At 74.2% G+C, this 19,599-nt stretch carries 18 protein-coding genes and 1 pseudogene; 10 read left to right on the forward strand and 9 right to left on the reverse strand.

Going from position 1 to position 19,599, the window contains the following annotated elements; all coding sequences use genetic code 11:
- Positions 1 to 142 precede the first annotated feature (142 nt).
- The gene (rfbA, locus tag ACXJKA_RS15300; RefSeq protein WP_456826072.1) at positions 143 to 1,021 is read right to left on the reverse strand and encodes a glucose-1-phosphate thymidylyltransferase RfbA; all 879 of its coding nucleotides are present in this window, start codon (positions 1,019 to 1,021) and stop codon (positions 143 to 145) included.
- A 76-nt stretch (positions 1,022 to 1,097) separates the two neighbouring features.
- On the reverse strand, positions 1,098 to 1,829 hold the full coding sequence (locus ACXJKA_RS15305; protein ID WP_456826073.1) for a TIGR03089 family protein: 732 nt from the start codon (positions 1,827 to 1,829) through the stop codon (positions 1,098 to 1,100).
- 224 nt (positions 1,830 to 2,053) lie between these two features.
- Between ACXJKA_RS15305 and ACXJKA_RS15310 the strand changes: the two genes are divergently transcribed.
- The 3 genes from ACXJKA_RS15310 to ACXJKA_RS15320 all read left to right on the forward strand — a co-directional run bounded on the left by ACXJKA_RS15310 (position 2,054) and on the right by ACXJKA_RS15320 (position 7,566).
- On the forward strand, positions 2,054 to 2,383 hold the full coding sequence (locus ACXJKA_RS15310; RefSeq protein WP_456826089.1) for a WhiB family transcriptional regulator: 330 nt from the start codon (positions 2,054 to 2,056) through the stop codon (positions 2,381 to 2,383).
- A gap of 66 nt (positions 2,384 to 2,449) precedes the next feature.
- Positions 2,450 to 5,956 carry a glycosyltransferase gene (locus ACXJKA_RS15315; protein ID WP_456826074.1) on the forward strand — a complete coding sequence of 1,169 codons (3,507 nt, stop codon included), beginning with the start codon at positions 2,450 to 2,452 and terminating at the stop codon, positions 5,954 to 5,956.
- Positions 5,953 to 7,566, forward strand: a complete 1,614-nt coding sequence (locus ACXJKA_RS15320) for a DUF5719 family protein (RefSeq protein WP_456826075.1) — start codon at positions 5,953 to 5,955, stop codon at positions 7,564 to 7,566. The genes ACXJKA_RS15315 and ACXJKA_RS15320 overlap by 4 nt, the downstream gene beginning before the upstream one ends.
- A 112-nt stretch (positions 7,567 to 7,678) precedes the next feature.
- On the opposite strand, the gene ACXJKA_RS15325 is transcribed toward ACXJKA_RS15320, so the two are convergent.
- Both ACXJKA_RS15325 and ACXJKA_RS15330 read right to left on the reverse strand, forming a co-directional pair.
- Positions 7,679 to 8,545 (reverse strand): glycosyltransferase family 2 protein, encoded by an 867-nt coding sequence (locus ACXJKA_RS15325; protein WP_456826076.1) that lies wholly within the window; start codon positions 8,543 to 8,545, stop codon positions 7,679 to 7,681.
- 26 nt (positions 8,546 to 8,571) lie between these two features.
- On the reverse strand, positions 8,572 to 9,069 hold the full coding sequence (locus ACXJKA_RS15330) for a metallopeptidase family protein (protein WP_456826077.1): 498 nt from the start codon (positions 9,067 to 9,069) through the stop codon (positions 8,572 to 8,574).
- Positions 9,070 to 9,143: 74 nt separating this feature from the next.
- Here ACXJKA_RS15330 and ACXJKA_RS15335 point away from each other — a divergent pair, with 74 nt between their 5' ends.
- The 6 genes from ACXJKA_RS15335 to ahcY all read left to right on the forward strand — a co-directional run bounded on the left by ACXJKA_RS15335 (position 9,144) and on the right by ahcY (position 14,087).
- Positions 9,144 to 9,515, forward strand: coding sequence for a DUF3499 domain-containing protein (locus ACXJKA_RS15335; RefSeq protein ID WP_456826078.1), 372 nt, complete (start codon positions 9,144 to 9,146; stop codon positions 9,513 to 9,515).
- 1 nt (position 9,516) lies between these two features.
- Positions 9,517 to 9,792 carry a hypothetical protein gene (locus ACXJKA_RS15340; RefSeq protein ID WP_456826079.1) on the forward strand — a complete coding sequence of 92 codons (276 nt, stop codon included), beginning with the start codon at positions 9,517 to 9,519 and terminating at the stop codon, positions 9,790 to 9,792.
- 28 nt (positions 9,793 to 9,820) lie between these two features.
- Positions 9,821 to 11,287, forward strand: a complete 1,467-nt coding sequence (locus ACXJKA_RS15345) for a phosphomannomutase/phosphoglucomutase (RefSeq protein WP_456826080.1) — start codon at positions 9,821 to 9,823, stop codon at positions 11,285 to 11,287.
- Positions 11,287 to 11,499: a Trm112 family protein gene (locus ACXJKA_RS15350; protein WP_456826081.1), complete on the forward strand. Its 213-nt coding sequence runs from the start codon at positions 11,287 to 11,289 to the stop codon at positions 11,497 to 11,499. The genes ACXJKA_RS15345 and ACXJKA_RS15350 overlap by 1 nt, the downstream gene beginning before the upstream one ends.
- A 33-nt stretch (positions 11,500 to 11,532) precedes the next feature.
- Positions 11,533 to 12,483, forward strand: coding sequence for a cation diffusion facilitator family transporter (locus ACXJKA_RS15355; RefSeq protein WP_456826082.1), 951 nt, complete (start codon positions 11,533 to 11,535; stop codon positions 12,481 to 12,483).
- A gap of 122 nt (positions 12,484 to 12,605) precedes the next feature.
- Positions 12,606 to 14,087 carry an adenosylhomocysteinase gene (ahcY, locus tag ACXJKA_RS15360; protein WP_456826083.1) on the forward strand — a complete coding sequence of 494 codons (1,482 nt, stop codon included), beginning with the start codon at positions 12,606 to 12,608 and terminating at the stop codon, positions 14,085 to 14,087.
- Positions 14,088 to 14,093: 6 nt separating this feature from the next.
- Here the strand turns inward: ahcY and ACXJKA_RS15365 are convergent, their stop codons facing one another.
- A complete protein-coding gene (locus tag ACXJKA_RS15365) occupies positions 14,094 to 14,909 on the reverse strand; it encodes an RDD family protein (protein WP_456826084.1) in 816 nt (271 codons plus the stop codon).
- A 51-nt stretch (positions 14,910 to 14,960) separates the two neighbouring features.
- Here ACXJKA_RS15365 and ACXJKA_RS15370 point away from each other — a divergent pair, with 51 nt between their 5' ends.
- Positions 14,961 to 15,950 carry a stage II sporulation protein M gene (locus ACXJKA_RS15370; protein WP_456826085.1) on the forward strand — a complete coding sequence of 330 codons (990 nt, stop codon included), beginning with the start codon at positions 14,961 to 14,963 and terminating at the stop codon, positions 15,948 to 15,950.
- Here ACXJKA_RS15370 and ACXJKA_RS15375 read toward each other — a convergent pair.
- The 4 genes and pseudogenes from ACXJKA_RS15375 to ACXJKA_RS15390 form a co-directional block, all read right to left on the reverse strand.
- Entirely contained in the window at positions 15,947 to 17,104 is a 1,158-nt protein-coding gene (locus ACXJKA_RS15375; protein WP_456826086.1) for a winged helix DNA-binding domain-containing protein, read from the reverse strand. The two genes, ACXJKA_RS15370 and ACXJKA_RS15375, sit on opposite strands and share 4 nt — an antisense overlap.
- Positions 17,101 to 18,393 (reverse strand): DUF58 domain-containing protein, encoded by a 1,293-nt coding sequence (locus ACXJKA_RS15380; protein WP_456826087.1) that lies wholly within the window; start codon positions 18,391 to 18,393, stop codon positions 17,101 to 17,103. The genes ACXJKA_RS15375 and ACXJKA_RS15380 overlap by 4 nt, the downstream gene beginning before the upstream one ends.
- 1 nt (position 18,394) lies before the next feature.
- Positions 18,395 to 19,402: an AAA family ATPase gene (locus tag ACXJKA_RS15385; RefSeq protein ID WP_456826088.1), complete on the reverse strand. Its 1,008-nt coding sequence runs from the start codon at positions 19,400 to 19,402 to the stop codon at positions 18,395 to 18,397.
- Positions 19,399 to 19,599, reverse strand: a pseudogene (locus tag ACXJKA_RS15390) (DUF4350 domain-containing protein); the annotation flags it as partial. The pseudogene ACXJKA_RS15390 and the gene ACXJKA_RS15385, both read right to left, overlap by 4 nt.

Raw genomic sequence — 19,599 nt, forward strand, 5'->3', positions numbered from 1 at the left:
CAGCCGCGAACTCACTACTCGTGGCACGGTCCGCGGCCGTGGTCGATCTTCGTTCGGGGTGGGCGTTGCGCACATGTCAAATGGCAAGGCTAGACCATCTCTCGTCGTCGACCGCCGGCGCCAGGCGCCGTGCGAGATCAGTTCAGACCTTGGCGCCGGGATCAGCGAGCAGGCCGAGCAGGTAGGCGCCATAGCCGGACTTCACCAGTGGTTCTGCGCGCTCCCTGAGCTCGTCGTCGCTGAGGAACCCGCGACGCCACGCGATCTCCTCGGGGCAACCGACTTTCAGCCCCTGCCGGTGCTCGATCGTCCGGACGTAGTCGCCGGCCTCGAGCAGGGAGTCCACCGTGCCCGTGTCGAGCCACGCCGTGCCGCGGGCGAGGACCTGGACCTGGAGCGTGCCGGCGTCCAGGTAGTGACGGTTCACGTCGGTGATCTCATACTCTCCGCGCGCGGACGGCCGCAGCTCGCGCGCGATCTCGACGACGTCGTTGTCGTAGAAGTAGAGACCGGGCACGGCGTAGTTCGACCGCGGCGCCACGGGCTTTTCCTCGAGCGAGAGCGCCCGGCCAGTCGCGTCGAACTCGACCACTCCGTAGCTGGTGGGATCCGCGACGCGGTACGCGAAGACCGCAGCGCCGTCGATCTCGTCGAACCGCTGGAGCTGGGTCCCCAGGCCCGGGCCGTAGAAGATGTTGTCACCGAGCACGAGCGCGACGCTGGAGTCCCCGACAAACTCGGCACCGAGCACGAACGCCTGGGCGAGACCGTTGGGCTCCGCCTGCACCGTGTAGTTCAGGTCGACCCCGAACTGCGAGCCGTCGCCGAGGAGGCGCTGGAACTGCTCGGCGTCGTGCGGGGTCGTGATGATGAGGATGTCCCTGATCCCCGCTGCCATCAGCGTGGACAGCGGGTAGTAGATCATCGGCTTGTCGTACACGGGCACCAGCTGCTTGCTGACGCCCAGGGTGATCGGGTGGAGCCTCGTGCCTGAGCCGCCGGCCAGGATGATTCCGCGCATGGGTGACCATTCTGCCGTACGCGAGCCGACGCCCGGTGCGGTGCTCCCCGCTCGGCGGACGAGGCGGCGGGTGCACTCAGCCGAGAAGGTCGGCGTCGACCTTCTCCGACGACACGATTCGGGCGCGTCGGGCCGCGTCCGCCAAGAATGCTCCGGTGGTCGCGGGGTCGACCAGAACGAGCGACCCACCAGTAGCCAGCACGCCGACGGCGCGCAGGACCGACCCCGCGTCGAGCTCCGCGGGCGCGGTGAGCAGGACGCGCGCCCCGGGCCCGGAGTCGGAGGCGGCCGTCGCCCGGAGCAGCAGCTCGCCGTGGGACACGGTGACGGCGCCGTCGTCGAGCGCGGGTGCGCCGCTGTCGACAGCGGGTGCGTAGCCGAGAACGTCGCCGTACGTCATGACGGCGGAGGCGGCGTCGACGGCCCCAGGGGGCAGCCTGCCGTCGAAACGGCGGGCCATGGCTCCGAGTGTCACCGCCACCACCGGCGCGTCTCGCCGGGCCGGCTCGGTCGTGACGACGAGGTCCGCCGACGTCGACGGCGCGACGACAGCGCACGCGCCGACCCGCCACCCGGCCAGCAGCCACACAACCGTGCGCCAATGCACCGGGAGGTCCAGGAGCACCCGCTCGCCCGGACCGGCGTCGAACTCCTCGACGAGCAGGTTCGCGGTCTTGTTCACCCAGTTCTCGAGCACCGCGCCCGACAGTTCGACGCGCTCGCCGCCGTCCCCGTACCAGGTGATCCGCGGCCGCCCGGGCTCGCGGGTCAGCAGCTGCAGCAGGTCGGCGATCGTCGTCACGGGCACGTCGACAGCGTAGATCGACACGCCCGGGTCACCCGTCCGAAGCAAGTTCACCCCACCAAATCGGACAGTTACCACGGCGCCGCTTGACCAACGCGAACGACACGCGTGTAATTCCTTAGAACAGATTCATGAGCGAGCACCACCCGCGGCAGCCCGTAAGAGCGTCGCACGCCGAGCCCCTGACCGAGCAGCAGAACCAGCACGAGGACCGCACGGAGGCACGCATGTGGAACCTGCTCGACAACGACGAGATCTTCCCGTCCGACGCACGGAAGAGTGCACAGACGCACGCTTCCAACGTCCTGCCGATCTTCGGCGCCCTCGAGGACGAGGGCCCGATGGGGTGGCAGGAGCGCGCGCTGTGCGCGCAGACCGATCCCGAGGCGTTCTTCCCCGAGAAGGGCGGCTCGACGCGTGAGGCCAAGAAGGTGTGCACGGGTTGCGACGTGCGCTCCGAGTGCCTCGAGTACGCCCTGCAGAACGACGAGCGCTTCGGCATCTGGGGCGGGCTGTCCGAGCGGGAGCGGCGCAAGCTCAAGCGGCGTGTCGTCTGACCGGCTGCGCCGGGTGGGAGTGTCGCGCGCGGGCCTCGTGCCGCGCGACGGCATGATGTTCCGAGCATGACTGACACGCTCCTGCCGGTGGATGTCCCCACCGTGACTTCCTCGACACCGGTGACGACGCCGGTGTCCGCAGTCGTGGTCACGCGTGGTCGCACCCCGTATCTCTCCTCGACGCTCGCCGCGCTCGCCGCGCAGACCCGTCGACCCCTTCGAGTCCTGCTGGTGGACGTCGCGGACACCGTGGACTCCTCCATAGAGGAACTCCTGACCAGTACGTTCGCCGCCGCGGGTGGCCCTGGGGCCCCCGCGCTGCGCTACGTCCACGCCCCCGGTGCCCGGACGTTCGGGCATGCGGTTCGGCGCGGGATGCAGGCTGACGAGGGCGCGGCGACGACCTGGCTGTGGCTGCTGCACGACGACAGCGCGCCGGCTCCGTCGGCGCTCGCCGAGCTCGTGCGGGCGGTGAGCCACGCGCGGTCGGTCGCTGTCGCGGGAGTCAAGCAGCGGACCTGGACCGATCCCGAGCGGTTGCTCGAGGTGGGCGTGCGGACGTCCCGGTCCGGGCGTCGGATGACCGACGTCGAGCCGGGCGAGCTCGACCAGGGCCAGCACGACGGCCGCGAGGACGTGCTCGGCGTCGGCATCGCGGGCGCGCTCGTCCGGCGCGACGTGTGGGACGACCTCGGCGGGACCGACCCGCTGCTCGGGCCGTTCGGAGACGGGTTCGATCTGTCCCGTCGAGCAAGGCTGGCGGGGCACCGGGTGATCGTCGTGCCGTCGGCGGTCGTGCGGCACGCCCAGGCGGGCTATCTCGGCCTGCGCTCGACTGCGCTCGAGAGCGCACCGGTCGACGAGGACGGCGACGGCGAGGACGACCGCGCGGACCCGCGCCGCTCGTTCGCGGCCCGTCGGCGCGCTCTCGTGCACAGCCGGCTGGTCTCCGCGCCGGCGCTGCTGGTCCCGGTCGTCGCCGTCCTCGCCCTGGTCGGTGCGGTTGTGCGTTCGCTCGCCCAGCTCGCCGTCAAGCAGCCCGGGCTCGCCGTCGACGAGCTGCGGGCGGCGCTCGTCGCGCTCGCACGGCCGGACGGCGTGCTGCGCGCCCGGCTCGGCGCCACCCGCAGCCGGCGCCTCCCGCGCCGCGCGCTGCGTCCCTTGCAGGCCGGTTGGCGCGACGTCTGGTCGCAGGCTCGCGACCGCCGGCTCGCGCGTGCCGAGGTGCGCCGGGTCGTGCAGGCCCCGAGCGAGCTCGAGCTCGGGGAGCTGGCCGGTCTCGCGACGCGCCGCCGAGCGGGTCTCGCCGCGGTCGTCGCCGTCCTCGTCGTCCTGGTGGCTGTCGCTCTCGGGCCGCTCGTCGCGCCCGTCGCCGGGGGAGCGCGCCTCGTCGGCGCGGCCCTCTTGCCAGCCTCCGCGCGCCTCGGCGACCTGTGGTCGGCGGCCACGGGCGGGTGGGTGGCGGACGGGCTCGGAGGCCCCGGTCCCGCGGACGCCCTCCTCACCGCGTTGACCGTGCCTACGGCCCTCCTGGGCGGCTCCACCTCCACCGCGGTGGCGCTTCTGCTCCTCGGCTCCGTCGTGCTCGCGGGCATCGGCGCGTGGGCGGCCGCCGGGGCCGCGACGCGTTCGGTGGGCGTGCGCGCGTGGGCCGCGGTCGTCTGGGCCGGCGCGCCGGCGCTGCTMCTCGGGCTCGGCGACGGGCGCCTCGGTGCCGTCGTCGCCCACGTCGCGCTGCCCTGGGTCGTCCTCGGCCTGGCGCGCGCGGTCGGGGTGCAGCGCGTCGATCAGGTGCTCTCCGGGCTGGTGACCGCGAAGCGGGACGACGAGGCTCTCGACCAGAGTGACGTCGCGACGCCGGTCCGTGGCACGCCGACGGTGCCCACGCCCCGGGTGTCCGGCGACGCGCCGGCGGTCATCGCGGACGTCGCACCGCCCGAGCGCGTGGGTGCTCCCGACCCGACGGGCTCGATCGCAGCAGCCGCCGGAGCGGCGATCGCGTTCGCGGTGGTCGTCGCCGGTGCGCCCGGGCTGCTCGTGCCGGGGCTGCTCGCGCTGTGCGTCGTGGCTCTCTGTGCGCCGCGCCGCCGGGGGCGGGTGCTCCTGGCGGCCCTCCCCGCGCTGGCGCTGCTCGGTCCCACCCTGCTCGAGGCGGCCAGCCGCGGCCTCGAGGGCTGGCGGCTGCTCGTGGCCGACCCCGGTCTGGCTGCGGTGTCGACGGCCACGGACCCGGTGAGCCGCCTGCTGGGTGTGCCGGCCGACCCGTCGTCGCTCGTGCCGGTCGGGCTCCCGGACCCGCTCGCGTGGGCGTGGCCGCTCGGGCTCGGGGCGGTCGTGCTGCTGCTGGCCGTGCTCGCCCTCCTGCGGGGTGCTCCGGTCGCGCGCGCGGTCCGCGGCGCGTGGGTCGTCGCCGCGCTGGGTCTGGCCACGGCGGCCATCGTCGCGGCGATCCCGGTCGCGGTCTCGGACGGCGTGGTCGTGCACGGCTGGGCCGGTCCCGCGTTGTCGCTGGCCACCGCCGGCCTGCTGGCCGCGGCGGTGATCGGGACGGACCGGCTGCGGGAGCGGCTGGCGCACTACACGTTCGGCTGGCGGCAGCCGCTGGTCGCCGTGGTCACGCTCGTGGCCGTCGCGGTGCCGCTGACCTGGCTCGGCTCCTGGGTGTGGCAGGCGCGCAGCGGCGACGCCGTCGCGCTGCGCCCGGTCGAGAGGGTGATCGTGCCCGCGGTGGGTCAGCAGGCGCAGAGCTCTCCGCTCGCGTCGCGGGTGCTCGCCGTCAGCGTGGAGCCGGTGGACGACTCGACGACCGTGACCTGGCAGCTGATGCGCGGCGACGGTCCCGAGCTGGTGGACCAGGCGGCCGCGGCGGCGACCCGGACGGTCGGCGGTGACCTGCTGGCACCGGACGTCATTGCCGACGATGCCGCGACCAGCGAGGTCGACGCGCTCGTGGCCCGGCTGGCCACCGCCGCGACGGGTGACGTGGCCGGCGAGCTCGGCTCGCTCGCGGTAGCCGACGTGCTGGTGCCGCCGTTGCCGACGGACCTGGGCGGCGTCGAGCCCGCCGTCGCCGCCGCTCATCGCGAGGAGCTGGTGAGCCGGCTCGACTCGACCGCCGGGCTCGAGCGCGTCACCGAGAACGCGTCCGGCACCCTGTGGCGGGTGCAGGCGACAGCGCCGTCCGCGGGCGGAGCCGCGCCGACGGTCGTGCCGTCGTGGGCCCGCGTGCTCCCGGCCGGCGCCGACGTCACGGACCCGACGGCCGCGGCCCTGCCGGTGCCGTCGGCGGACCGCACGGTCGACACGACCATCGCGGGCGGCGACGCGGACCGCCTGCTGGTGCTCGCCGAACGCAAGGACTCGCACTGGCACGCGTGGCTCGACGGCACGCCGCTGCGGGCCGTCGACGCGGGCTGGCGCCAGTCGTTCGCGCTCGGCGCGGCGGGCGGCGACCTGGTCGTCCGGTACGACGCCCCGGCCCGCACCCCCTGGCTCGCGGTGCAGGGCCTCGTGGCCCTCGTCACCGTGCTGCTCGCGGTGCCGGTGCGCCGCCGTCGGGGGGTGCGGACGTGAGTGCTCCCACGCGCAAGCAGGTATGGCTCGGGCGCGCGGCTCGCGCGGTGTCGGGCATCGCCGTCCTCGGGCTGACGGTGGCGGTGGTCGTCGCCGGTGCGCGGCTGCCGGGTGCCGATGCGACGGACATCCCGCCGACGCTCGTCGCGGTCCCGCCGGCCGCCTCGACGCTGGTCTGCGCGGGACCGCTGATCCTCCCCGACGACACGGGCCGCGGCGACTCCGCGTTCGACCCGACGCCCGTCGACCCCGTCACGACCGTCACGACCATCACGTCGGTGCCGGACGGCACCGGAAGCGCCGGGACGGTCGGTCCGCTCGACCGCTCGGGCACCACCGCGACGTTCGACGCCGGTGGCGACTCTGCCGTGGTCACGGGCGTCACGGGTGCCCAGGCGGTGCGGGCCGAGCCCGCCGACGCACCGGCCCGCGTGGCGGCGGCGAGCGCGGGTCTGGTGACCGCGGGCGACCTGCGGGGCCTCGCAGCCGCCTCGTGCCAGCAGGCAGTGGCCTCGGCGTGGCTGCTGGGCGGCTCCACCGACCTGTCGAGCACCGCGCAGCTGGTCCTCGACAACGCCGGCTCGACCCCCGCCGAGGTCACGGTCGCGATCTGGGGCCCGTCCGGTCCGGTCGACCTGACGGGCGAGCGGTACCTGGTCGCGCCGGGCGCCGAGCGCGTGGTGGTGCTGGGCGGGATCGCCGCGGAGCAGCGGCGCCTCGCGGTGCACGTGAGCGCCTCCGGCGGCCGCGTGGGCGTCCACGTCCAGGACTCGGCTATCGACGGCTTCACCCCGGCCGGCACCGACCTGGTGGTCCCGGGCGCCGCCCCGGCACGACGTCAGGTGGTGCCCGGTGTCGCGGTCGTCGCCTCGACCGTCGACGACCCGACCGCCCCGTCGCTGCGCCTCCTCGCCCCGGGCGACGTCGGCACCACCGCGCACGTCACGCTGCTCGGCCCGGCCGGGGTGGTCGAGCTCCCGGGTGCCGACGCGGTCGCGCTCGCCGCCGGCGAGGTCACCGACGTCCCCCTCGGTGGGCTGCCGGCGGGCGCGTACACGGCGGTCGTCGATGCCGACCAGCCGGTGATCGCCTCGGCGGTGGTGTCGCGACCGGGTGCCACCGGCGAGCTGGACGACGTGCCGAGCGTCGAGCGCGCGTGGGCGGCGTCCACGGCGGTCGGCCGCAACGGCGTGATCGCCGTGCCCTCGGGGACATCCGGCACCCTCGTCGTCGGTGGGGTCTCGGAGCACGGCGACCCGACCACCGGACGGGACGCCACGGCGACGGTCCGGCTGCTCGGCGAGGGCGGCGCAGTTCTGGCCGAACGGACGCTGCGGATCGCGGCAGGCACGACGGGCGCGTGGACGGTCGACGACCTGGCGTCCGGGACCGGGGACGTGGGTACGCCCGCAACGGCTCCGGCACCGGCGGGCGTGGTCGGCGTCGACCTGGTGACCGACGACGGCGCCGACGTCGACCTCGCCTGGGCGCTCGTGGCCGAGGTCTCCCGACCCGACGGCGTGCTCGTCTCCGTGCTTGACCCGGTGCAGGTGCCGAAGACCACCCCCGACGTCGCGGTCCGCGAGGACCCGCGCCTCGGGACGCATTGAGGGCTCAGCGGGTCGCTCCAAAGGTCCGAGCGGACCCCGGTTTCGGGACGCACTGAGGCTCAGCGGGTCGCCTCAAGGTCCGAGCGGGCCCGGTCTCGGGACGGCTGAAGTCTCAGCGGGTCGCGCGGAGCTCCGAGCGTTCGCGCAGGCGCAGCCCGAGGGCGGCCGCCTGCCGGACGGGCCACTGGTACCAGTGCGGGTACCGGCGTCGGACGTACCGGGCGGCGCTCGCGTGGTGCGCGGAGATCATGGTCGCCGGCTTCGCGCGCCAGGACGTCCCCCCGACGTGCGTGACCTGCACCTGCGGGACGTAGAGGTTGGTCCAGCCGGCACGTCCGAGCCGGGCGCCCAGGTCGACGTCCTCGAAGAACATGAAGTAGCCGTCGTCGAACCCGCCGACCGCCTCGAATGCCTCGCGCCGCAGCAGCAGGCAGGCGCCCGACAGCCAGCCCGCGGGTCGCTGGCCCCCGGTGCTCTGCTGCTGCGCCTGGTAGCGGCGGGTCCACGGGTTGCCGGGCCAGAGCCGGACAAAGATCGCGTGCCCGGCACCCTGGGTCAGGGAGGGGAGCTCGCGGGCGGAGGGATAGACGGTGCCGTCGGTGTTCAACAAGGAAGGCCCGACCGACCCGGCGCGGGGATGTGCCTCGCCCGCGGCGATGAGCGCGTCGAGGGCGCCCGGCTGCCACTCGATGTCGGAGTTGGCGACGACGAGCCATGGGGCGGTCGCGCCCCGGGCGCCGAGGTTGGCGCCGCCGCCGTAGCCGAGGTTGGCGCCGCTGACGACGAGGTGGGCKCCGAACTCGTCGGCCACCTCGCGCGCGACCGTGGGGTCGGTGCCGTTGTCCACGATCACCAGCTCCACCGGTGCGGCGGACGCGGTCCGCAGCGTCCGGGCGAACGTGGCCAGCTCCTCGCCCGGGTGGAAGACGACGCAGACGACGCGGACGGTGGCCGGGGTGGGGGGAAGGGCGGTGCTCATCGTCCGGACAGGGTAGTGGGCCCGCCCTAGTGGTTGTCGCCGTAGAGCGGGTCGACGTCGTCGGGCGAGCGCCCGAGCATGTGGGCCACCTGCTCGACGACGACGTCGCGGACGAGGTCGGCGAGGTCGAGCGGATCGGCCGCCCGGGACTCCACGGGCCGGCGGTACACCACGATCCGCGCGGGCAGCCCTGCGTCCGAGGGGAAGTAGCGGCCGAGCGGGACGCCGCCGTGCTCCCACGGCGCCGGGTTCGACGGCGGGACGTCCTCGACCGCGAACTCCGTGCCCTCGAGCTGGCGCGCCCAGGTCCGCTCGATCCGCTCGACGGCGTCCAGGACGAGGTCGTCGAACCGCTCGGCACGCGTGCGGTACGCGGGCATGGTGCTCGGCAGCAGGGGGCCGCGGGGTCCGCGACCGCGGCGGTCCCGACGGCGGACCGGGGCCACGGTGGTCGTGGGGACGGCGAGCGTGCGGCGCCCGATGCCGGGTGTGCGGCGGGCAGGCGGCGGGGGCGAAGTGCTCACAGTGCACTGTAGATCGCGTCGGGGCGACGGCGTGGGGAGGCACGGCTGTGGGCGCCCGGGGGTACGGTCAGCGCGTGAGATCCGTGAGGCAGTGCACGCGTACGGCGTGTGGCCGTGCAGCTGTGGCCACCCTGACCTACGTGTACGCCGACTCGACCGCCGTGCTCGGTCCCCTCGCGCAGCACGCCGAGCCGCACTCGTACGACCTGTGCGTGGAGCACGCGGAGCGGCTGACTGCCCCCCGCGGCTGGGAGGTCGTCCGGTTGACCCCCGAGTTCGCGGCCGCACCGCCGAGCCAGGACGATCTGCTGGCGCTGGCGGACGCCGTGCGCGAGGCGGGGCGCCGCCCCGAGCCCGAGCTCGCTCCGCTTCCGGAGGCCGTCGGCGCCGCTMTGAGCGAGGCCCCGCGCCGCGGGCACCTGCGGGTGCTGCGGGGCGAGGGCTGACGTGGCTCGACGCAAGGGGGACGCCGCGCGCGCCCGCGCCGAGCGCGCGGGGGAGCCGCTGGGCTCGATCAGCCAGCCGACCGGGCCGGTCGTCCCCGGCTCCGAAGCGTGCCTGCGGTGCGGGGCGACGGACCTGACCCGCATCCGGATGGCGCTCACCGACGGGCGGCAGGTCGTGTTCGTCTCGTGCCCGGCGTGCGAGCAGCGCAACTGGTTCGCGCTCGACGGTGACGGCACACCGCTGGACCGCGACGAGGTCGTGGGCGGCGACGCCTGAGCGGCGAGGGCCCCAGTACGATGACCGCGTGACTTCCCCTGCAGCCGACCGTGTCGATCTGTCCGCCCTCATCAAGGCCTACGACGTCCGAGGCGTCGTCCCGGAGGAGCTCAACCCGACCGTCGCCCGCGCCATCGGCGCAGCGTTCGCGGACGTCGTGGTGCTCCCGGAGGCCACCGAGCGCCCCCAGGTCGTCCTCGCGAACGACATGCGCCCGTCGGGCCCCGAGCTCGTCGCGGCGTTCGCCGACGGCCTGGCCGTGCGCGGCGTCGACGTGATCCGGATCGGCCTGGCGTCGACGGACGGTCTCTACTTCGCCTCCGGTGCGCTGGGCATCCCCGGCGCCATGTTCACCGCGAGCCACAACCCGGCGCAGTACAACGGCATCAAGCTGTGCCGCGCGGGTGCCCGACCGGTCGGCCAGGACAGCGGCCTGACGACGGTGCGCGAGCTGGCGGGCGACTACCTCGCCGCCGGTGCGGTTCCCGAGGTCGACGACGCCTCGCGCGGTACGGTCGAGGACCGCGACATGCTCGCCGAGTACGCGACGTTCCTGCGCTCGCTGGTGGACCTGTCCGGCATCCGGCCGCTCAAGGTCGTCGTCGACGCGGGCAACGGCATGGGCGGCTTCACCGCGCCGGCCGTGCTCGGCACGGGCGCCGGCCTGCCGGGCCTGCCCCTCGACGTCGTGCCCCTGTACTTCGAGCTCGACGGGACGTTCCCCAACCACGAGGCCAACCCGCTCGAGCCCGAGAACCTGCGGGACCTGCAGGCGGCCGTCGTCGAGCACGATGCCGACCTCGGTCTGGCGTTCGACGGTGACGCGGACCGCTGCTTCGTCATCGACGAGCACGGCGACCCGGTCAGCCCGTCCGCGATCACCGCGCTCGTGGGGCTCCGGGAGGTGGAGCGCGAGCGCGCCGCCGGCCGCACGCCCACCGTGATCCACAACCTCATCACGTCCCAGGTGGTGCCGGACCTGCTCGGCGCCGCGGGCGCGACGACGGTCCGGACGCGCGTCGGCCACTCCTTCATCAAGGCGCAGATGGCCGAGCACGACGCGGTCTTCGGCGGCGAGCACAGCGCGCACTACTACTTCCGCGACTTCTTCTTCGCGGACACCGGAATGCTCGCCGCGATGCACGTGCTGGCGGCGCTCGGCGGCCAACCGCACCCGCTGTCGGCGCTGTCCGAGCAGTACCAGCCTTACTCGGCGAGCGGGGAGATCAACTCGCGCGTCTCCGACGTCGCCGCGGCTCGCGGCCGGGTGGTCGAGGCCTACGTCACGCAGCAGGGCGCCGGCCCGGTGCGGGTGGATGAGCTGGACGGGCTGACGGTGTCGCACTGGGACGGACACCCGCAGTGGTGGTTCAATCTGCGGGCGTCCAACACGGAGCCGCTGCTGCGGCTCAACGTCGAGGCCGCGGACGAGGACATCATGGAGAAGGTACGCGACGACGTGCTCGCACTGGTGCGACAGGACGGACAGGACTGATGGCTGACACGACATCTGGACACACCCTCGAGCCGTGGGCGCGAGACCTCCTGCGGTGCCCGGCGACGGGCGCGACGCTGGTGGACGGGGTCGGTCCGGACGGTGAGCCGACCCTCGTCTCGACCGCGCCGGAGAACCCCCTCGCGTACCCGGTCCGCGACGGGATCCCCGTCCTGCTGATCGACGAGGGCGTGCCGGTCCACCGCAGCTGAGGCACGCGCCCCGATCTGACACGAGGAGCCCGCGTGGCGCACGACGGAGGCAACAAGGCGATCCTGGCGGCTCTCGCGGCCAACCTCGGGATCGCGGTGACGAAGTTCATCGCCTACCTGCTCACGCTCTCGAGCTCGATGCTGGCCGAGTCGGTGCACTCGCTGGCCGACTCCGGCAACCAGCTGCTGCTGCTGGTCGGCGGACGCCGGGCGCGCAAGGAGGCCGACGAGGCGCACCCGTTCGGGTACGGCCGCGAGCGGTACGTCTATGCGTTCATCGTGTCGATCATCCTGTTCTCCCTCGGTGGCCTCTTCGCCCTGTACGAGGCGTGGCACAAGTGGCAGGACCCGCACCCCATCGAGGGTCGCTGGTGGTGGGTGCCGCTCGTCGTCCTGGTCGTCGCCCTCGGGCTCGAGGGGTTCTCGTTCCGCACGGCGATCCACGAGTCCAACCAGACCCGCGGCACGCAGTCCTGGGTGTCGTTCGTCCGGACGGCCAAGGCCCCGGAGCTGCCCGTCGTGCTGCTGGAGGACTTCGGCGCGCTCATCGGCCTCGTGCTCGCCCTCTTCGGCGTGGGGATGACCCTGATCACGGGGAACGGCAAGTTCGACGCCCTGGGCACCGCGGGCATCGGCATCCTGCTGGTGCTCATCGCGATCGTGCTGGCGCTCGAGACGAAGTCGCTCCTGCTGGGCGAGTCCGCGACGGCGAAGGACGTCGCGGCGATCGAGGCCGCGCTCGTGGGTGAAGGGGTCCCGTCCGTGATCCACCTGCGGACGCTGCACCTCGGGCCGGAGGAGCTGCTGGTGGCCGCCAAGATCGAGGTCTCCGCCGCGGTCAGCGCCGCGGACGTGGCCAGCGCGATCGACGCAGCCGAGGTCCGGGTGCGCGCGGCCGTGCCGATCGCGACGATCATCTACCTCGAGCCGGACCTGCGCCGCGCGGGCGCGGAACCCGATGTCGCGGGAGCGGGCCAGGTCTAGCATGGCCCGGACGGCGTGGGTGATGCCCGCAGACCGAGAGGGGTCGCGCCGGCGCGAACGACGAGGGCTGTAGCCCGGCTTCGTCGTGCCCGCCCACCCAAGCGCACCCCCTCAGGAGTGAGATGTCCACGTTCTCCGAACTCCCTGGCAGCTACAAGGTCCGCGACCTGTCCCTCGCCGAGGCCGGCCGCCACCAGATCCGCCTCGCCGAGCACGAGATGCCGGGGCTCATGGCCCTGCGCACCGAGTTCGGCCCCACCCAGCCGCTGGCCGGTGCGCGCATCGCGGGCTCGTTGCACATGACGGTGCAGACCGCGGTGCTCATCGAGACGCTCGTCGCGCTCGGCGCGCAGGTCCGCTGGGCGTCGTGCAACATCTTCTCGACGCAGGACGAGGCCGCGGCCGCGATCGTCGTCGGCCCCTCGGGCTCGGTCGACGCGCCGGCCGGCGTGCCGGTGTTCGCGTGGAAGGGCGAGTCGCTCGACGAGTACTGGGAGTGCACCGAGCAGATCCTCGTCTGGCCCGGCGACGCGGGACCGAACATGATCCTCGACGACGGCGGCGACGCGACCCTGCTGGTGCACAAGGGCGTCGAGTACGAGGCGGCTGGCGCCGTGCCGTCCGACCCGCAGCCGGGCGACGCCGGCTATTCCGAGGAGCTGCTCGTCATCCTCGGCACCCTGCGGCGCTCGCTCGCGGCCGACCCGCAGCGCTGGACGGCGATCGCGGAGGAGATCAAGGGCGTCACCGAGGAGACCACCACCGGCGTGCACCGCCTGTACCAGCTGGCTGAGGCCGGCGGGCTGCTGTTCCCGGCCATCAACGTCAACGACTCGGTCACCAAGTCGAAGTTCGACAACAAGTACGGGATCCGGCACTCGCTGCCCGACGGCATCAACCGGGCGACCGACGTGCTCATGGGCGGCAAGGTCGCGTTCGTGGCTGGTTACGGCGACGTGGGCAAGGGCGCGGCGGAGGCGTTCCGCGGCCAGGGCGCGCGCGTCATCGTCTCCGAGGTGGACCCGATCTGCGCGCTGCAGGCGGCGATGGACGGGTACCAGGTCGCACTCCTCGAGGACGTGCTCGACCAGGCGGACTTCTTCATCACCACGACCGGCAACAAGGACGTCATCTCGGCGGCGCAGATGGCCCGCATGAAGAACAAGGCCGTCGTCGGCAACATCGGGCACTTCGACAACGAGATCGACATGGCCGGCCTGGCCGCGGTCCCGGGCATCACGCGGACCGAGATCAAGCCGCAGGTGCACGAGTGGACCTTCCCCGCCGAGGGCTCGCAGGAGGAGCGGTCGATCATCGTGCTGTCCGAGGGGCGACTTCTCAACCTCGGCAACGCGACGGGACACCCGTCCTTCGTCATGAGCAACTCGTTCTCCAACCAGGTCATCGGCCAGATCGAGCTGTTCACCAAGCCCGGCGACTACGCCCGCGAGGTGTACCGGCTGCCCAAGGTGCTCGACGAGAAGGTGGCGCGGCTGCACCTGGACGCCCTGGGCGTGCGGTTGACGGAGCTGACCAAGACGCAGGCGGAGTACCTCGGGGTGGACGTGTCCGGCCCGTACAAGCCGGAGCACTACCGGTACTGAGCGGGCTCAGTCGACCGGGTCGGGCACGCCGTGGGGGAGCCGCTGCAGCAGCGACGACTCCGCGGCGTCCCGCTCCCCGGCGCGCAGCCGGGTCGCCAGCTCGCGGTCGCGGCGCTCGGCGAGCACGGCCGCCAGGAACGCCTCCGGGTGGGTGCCCGCCGGGGGCAGCGGGTTGACGTAGCGCTGCACCTCGGACGTCAGCTGCGAGCCCAGGGCCACGCGTGACGCCGGGTGCAGGGTGGTGGCCCGGCCGAGGAACTGGCGGACCGACAGGGCCAGGCCATCGGGCAGGCGCGCGGCGTCGGCGCTGCGCGCCCAACCGGCGAGCGACGGCGGCATGACGACGGGCGTGCGGACCTTCGCGGCTCCCCGCACCCGCACCGCGTAGGTGCCCGCGAGGATGTCGCCCACGCGCTTGCCCCGGGGGTTCACGATCGAGCAGATGAGGGCGACGCTGCCGAGCGTCAGCCACAGCTCGCCGACCCCCACGAGCGCCCGGACGAAGGACTGCCGGAACACGATCGGGCCGCCGTCGTCCCGCACGATCTGGATGCCGAGCGCGAGCTTGCCCAGCGAGCGGCCGCGGGTCAGGGTGTCGACCGTCGTGGGGATCACGACCGTGATCGTGGCGAACAGGACGACGCCGAGGATCCGCACCTGCTCCTCGGAGGCGCCCGTGGACAGCGCGCTGAAGGCGATCAGGACCACGACGAGCACGGCGCCCAGCACGAGCAGGTCGAGCAGCGCGGCGAGCACGCGGGTGGCCGCCGAGGTCGGCTGAGCGTCGAGGACGACACCCTCGCCCGTGATGATGCCGTCCATGCTCGGCAGGGTAGCCGTTGCCGGAGGCGGCGGGATGGCAGGCTGTGCCGCATGGATCTCGACGCGTTCGAGCAGGCCCGCTCGTCGGACTGGGCCCGGCTCGACCAGCTGGTGCGGCAGCGCCGGCGCACGGGCGCGGAGGCCGACGAGCTGGTCCGGCTCTACCAGGCGGTGGCCGTCGACCTGTCGAGCGTCCGCTCGGCCGCCCCCGACCCGGAGATGGTGACGCGGCTGTCGATGCTCGTCGGGCGCGCTCGGGCCGCGATCGCGGGGACCCACGAGCCGAGCTGGCGCGACGTCACGGCGTTCGTGATGGTCTCGCTGCCGGCGGCCCTGTACCGGATCCGCTGGTGGACAGTGGGCGTCGCCGCGGCGTTCGTCGTGCTCGCGGTCACCGCCGGTGTCTGGGTGGCCACCCAGCCGGAGGCCCTCGCGTCGATGGGGACGCCCAGCCAGCAGCAGGAGTACGTCGACAAGTCTTTCGCGGAGTACTACGCGCCTGGTGCCGGGTTCGCCGCGATGGTCTGGACGAACAACGCCTGGCTCACCGCCGTCAGCATCGGGACCGGGATCTCCGGGGTCCTGCCCGTGTACTTCCAGGCCAGCAACGCGATCAGCGTCGGCGCGGCCGGCGGGCTCATGGCGGCGCACGGTCACCTCGACGTGTTCCTGCAGCTCATCGCCCCGCACGGGCTGCTCGAGCTCACCGCGGTGTTCGTCGCCGGTGCGGCCGGCCTCCGCCTGTTCTGGACCTGGCTGGTCCCCGGTCCGCGCCCGCGCGGCCGGGCCCTGGCGGAGGAGGGCCGGGCGCTGATCACGGTGGCGATCGGGCTGGTCGGCGTGCTCGCCGTCTCCGGGCTGATCGAGGGGTTCGTCACCGGGTCCGGCCTGCCGTGGGCCATCAAGGTGAGCATCGGCGTCCTCGCGCTGGCCCTCTTCTGGACCTACACCATCGTCCTCGGGCGGCGCGCGGTGCGGGCTGGGGAGACCGGCGACCTCGAGGCCGACCGCGCGGGCTACGTGCTGGCGACCGCGGGCTAAGCAGGGTCGACGATCACCACGTCGTGCTCCTCGACCGCACCGGCCATGAGGACCACGAGTGCCTCGGCCTCGGCGCGCAGCTCGTCGGCGTGCGCGGCGGTCAGCTGCGCGAACGGCCGGACGGTCAGCGTGACCGGTCCGGGGCGGCCGCGTGGCACGTCCCACGTCCCCGCCACCCGCCCGTCCAGCAGGAACGTCGCCGGCACGACGCCGTTCGGGCTGGCGAGGTACGGGCGGTGCTCGGGCGACATGATCCGGGTGCGGTCGGCGTGGCCCAGCAGCACGTCGTCGTAGTCGGGCAGGAACCGCACGGGCGCCGGCACGTCCGGATCGGGCAGCGGCATCCCGGGCAGGTCGAGCAGCTCGCGCTCGCGGACGGCACCGGGTGACGGCCCGGCGCGGTACCGCACGAGGTCCAGCCGGTCGACGACGGCCCGCAGCCCGGTGAGCCCGGACCAGTTCTGCACGTCGGCGACCGAGGCCGGGCCGAACGCCGCGAGGTAGCGCCGCACGAGGCGCTCCTGCTGAGCGGCGAGCACGGCGGGGTCGGCGAGGTCGGGGGCGGCCGCCGTCCGCGCCGGCCCGAACCAGGACCAGGCCGTGGTCCAGGTGGTCGCGCCAGAGCGGCCCCAGACCCCGCGCGGCGGTACCTGGACGAGCGGGAGCGTCCCGCGCGCGGCGTAGGCGAGCGTGCTCGGGGCGACGTCCGGCCAGCGCTCGGCGAGCAGCCTGCCGAGCTCGGTGGTCACGCGGGGCTCGGCCTCGACCAGCTCGCGGGCCGCCGCCGTGATGGCGGGGACGTCGAGCGTGCGCAACGCCGCGCCGTGTGCGGCGTTGACCCGCAGGTCCTTCGCGTAGAGGGGAGCGATCAGGCCCGGGAGCAGGAGCGCGTCGTCGGCCGTGACCAGGTGGATGGTGCCGCGCATCACGGCGATCCGCGCGACGGTCCGGTCCCAGAACGCGTCGCCGAGCTCGTCGGTGGTGAAGCCCTCGACCCGGCTCCACAGCCCGACGTACGGCGACCACGCGTTCTGGGCCTGGAGCCCGACCAGGTGGTCGACGACCTCGAGCGAGCTGCCGGGTCGACGCGCGAGCAGGTGCTGCCGGGCCAGCAGGGCCCGGTTCAGGTGCGCGCGCGTGAGCAGGTCGGTCACAGCCGGCCCGCCGCCTTGAGGGCGAGATAGCTGTCGGCCAGCCGGGGCGCCAGGTCGTCGGGCAGCGCCTCGAGCACCTCGGCACCACGCTGCCGCAACCGGATCGCGGCCGCCGCCCGCTCCAGGCCCACCCGCTCGGCGGCCGCGGCGTCGAACAGCGCGGCGGTGCTGCCGCGACCCGCGCGGAGGGCGTCGACCTCGGGGTCCGCCACCGAGGCGAGCACCACCTGGTGCCGGTCGGTGAGCTGGCCGACCACGCCCAGGAGCCCCTGCTCGATCGCGGCGGGGTCGAGGGCCGAGAGCAGGACGACGAGGGCGCGCTGGCTCAGCCGCTCGCGCACCTGGGTCACGACGCCGGGCCAGTCGGTCTCCACCAGGGCGGGCTCGGCGAGGGCGAGCGTGTCGGCGAACGCGGCCATGACCCGCGGACCCGTCGCGCTGGCCACCCGGCCGCGCACGCGGCGGTCGAAGACGATCAGCTCGACGCGGTCGCCCGCCTTGGTGGCCAGCGCCGCGAGCAGCAGCGCCGCCTCGATGGAGGCATCGATCCGCGGGGCGTCGAGCACCCGCACCGCGGACGTCCTGCCGGTGTCGAGCACGATGAGCACCCGGCGGTCGCGCTCGGGCCGCCACGTGCGCACCACGACGTCCGAGCGGCGCGCCGTGGCCCGCCAGTCGATCGAGCGCACGTCGTCGCCGATCACGTACTCGCGGAGCGAGTCGAACTCCGTGCCCGGGCCACGCACCTGCACCGCCGCCCGCCCGTCGAGCTCCTTCAGCCGCGCGAGCCGGCTGGGCAGGTGCCGTCGCGACGCGAACTCGGGCAGCACCCGCAGCCGGCCGGGGACGGTCAGCGAGGCCTGCCGCCCGGCGAGCCCGAGCGGCCCGACCGTGCGCACGGTCACCCGGTCCGCGTGCGCGTCGCCGCGCCGCGTGGGCACCAGGACCGTCCGCACCCGGGTCCCCTCACCGGCCGCGACGTCGATGGTGTGCCGGTCGTCGACGGCCCCGGCCGACGGTGGCCAGGCGTCGCGGACCACCGCGCGCAGCCGTCGTCGGCCCAGGTGGGACAGCGTGAGCGTCGACGTCGCCGGCTCCGTGAGCCGGGCGGACGACGGGACGTCCCGCCGCACGCCGACCTGTCGAGGCGACGCCGCGAGCGCGATGTCGACGGAGCACGCGACCACGACGAGCAGCGTCCACAGCAGCACGGTCCCGCCGGCGGGCACGAGGAGCACCACCGGCAGACCGAGCGCGGCGAGGACGGCCGCGCGMCACGTGACCGCCATGTCAGCGGGGGACGGGGACGGACGCGAGCACCGTGTCCAGCACGCTCTCCGTGGTGACGCCCTCGAGCTCGGCCTCAGCGCGAAGCTGGACGCGGTGCCGCAAGGTGGGGTGGGCGAGCGCCTTCACGTCGTCGGGGGTGACGTAGCTGCGTCCCGACAGCCACGCCCACGCGCGGGACGTGGCCAGCAGCGCGGTCGCGCCGCGCGGGGAGACGCCCAGCGAGAGCGACGGGGAGCGCCGGGTCGCGCGGCAGACGTCGACCGCGTAGCCGAGCACCTCGGGCGCCACCTGGACGCGGGCCACCTCCGCCCGCGCACGCGCGAGCATCTCGGCGTTCGCCACGGGCCGGAGCCCGGCCCCGGCGAGGTCGCGAGGGTCGAAGCCTGCCGCGTGGCGGGCCAGCACCTCGATCTCCTCGTGCCGCTCGGGCAGGGGGAGCAGCAGCTTGAGCAGGAACCGGTCGAGCTGCGCCTCGGGGAGGGTGTACGTGCCCTCGTACTCGACCGGGTTCTGCGTCGCGATGACGAGGAACGGGTCGGGCAGCGGCCGCGGCGTGCCGTCGATCGACACCTGCCGCTCCTCCATCGCCTCGAGCAGCGACGCCTGCGTCTTGGGAGGCGTCCGGTTGATCTCGTCGGCGAGCAGCAGGTTGGTGAACACGGGGCCCGCACGGAACGAGAACTCGGCGGTGCGCGCGTCGTACACGAGCGAGCCGGTGACGTCGCCGGGCATGAGGTCCGGGGTGAACTGCACGCGCTTGGTGTCCAGGTCCAGCGCCGCCGACAGGGCGCGGACCAGCAGAGTCTTGGCGACGCCGGGCACGCCCTCGAGCAGCACGTGCCCACGGCACAGCAGGGCGATGACCAGACCGCTGACGGCCGCGTCCTGGCCGACCACGGCCTTGGCCACCTCGGCGCGCACCGCACCGAGGGCGGCTCGCAGCTCGTGGGAGGGCTCGGGCGTCGGCGGGGCGGCCGTCGCCGTCCACTGGGGGCTGTCGTCGCTCACGTTCGGTGAACCTCGCTCTCGAGATGGTCCAGGGCGCGGGCCAGGTCGGCCAGCCCGCGGTCGTCGGTGGGTGGTGGTCCGTAGAGCAGGGCCTCGACGTCGGCCGGCCGCCGGGACGTCGCGCGCGCGACGGCGTCGACGACGAGCGGTGCGGGCGCCGAGCGGGGGAGCCCGAGCCGGGCGGCGCTGCGAGCCGC

The organism is Cellulomonas sp. P5_E12 (genome assembly GCF_054049315.1).

Bases quoted from the DNA above. Each gene is read 5' to 3' on its own strand.
- rfbA (WP_456826072.1), bottom strand. From the start codon at position 1,021: ATGCGCGGAATCATCCTGGCCGGCGGCTCAGGCACGAGGCTCCACCCG.
- ACXJKA_RS15310 (WP_456826089.1), top strand. From the start codon at position 2,054: ATGTGGAACCTGCTCGACAACGACGAGATCTTCCCGTCCGACGCACGG.
- ACXJKA_RS15350 (WP_456826081.1), top strand. From the start codon at position 11,287: ATGGCTGACACGACATCTGGACACACCCTCGAGCCGTGGGCGCGAGAC.
- ahcY (WP_456826083.1), top strand. From the start codon at position 12,606: ATGTCCACGTTCTCCGAACTCCCTGGCAGCTACAAGGTCCGCGACCTG.
- ACXJKA_RS15365 (WP_456826084.1), bottom strand. From the start codon at position 14,909: ATGGACGGCATCATCACGGGCGAGGGTGTCGTCCTCGACGCTCAGCCG.
- ACXJKA_RS15370 (WP_456826085.1), top strand. From the start codon at position 14,961: ATGGATCTCGACGCGTTCGAGCAGGCCCGCTCGTCGGACTGGGCCCGG.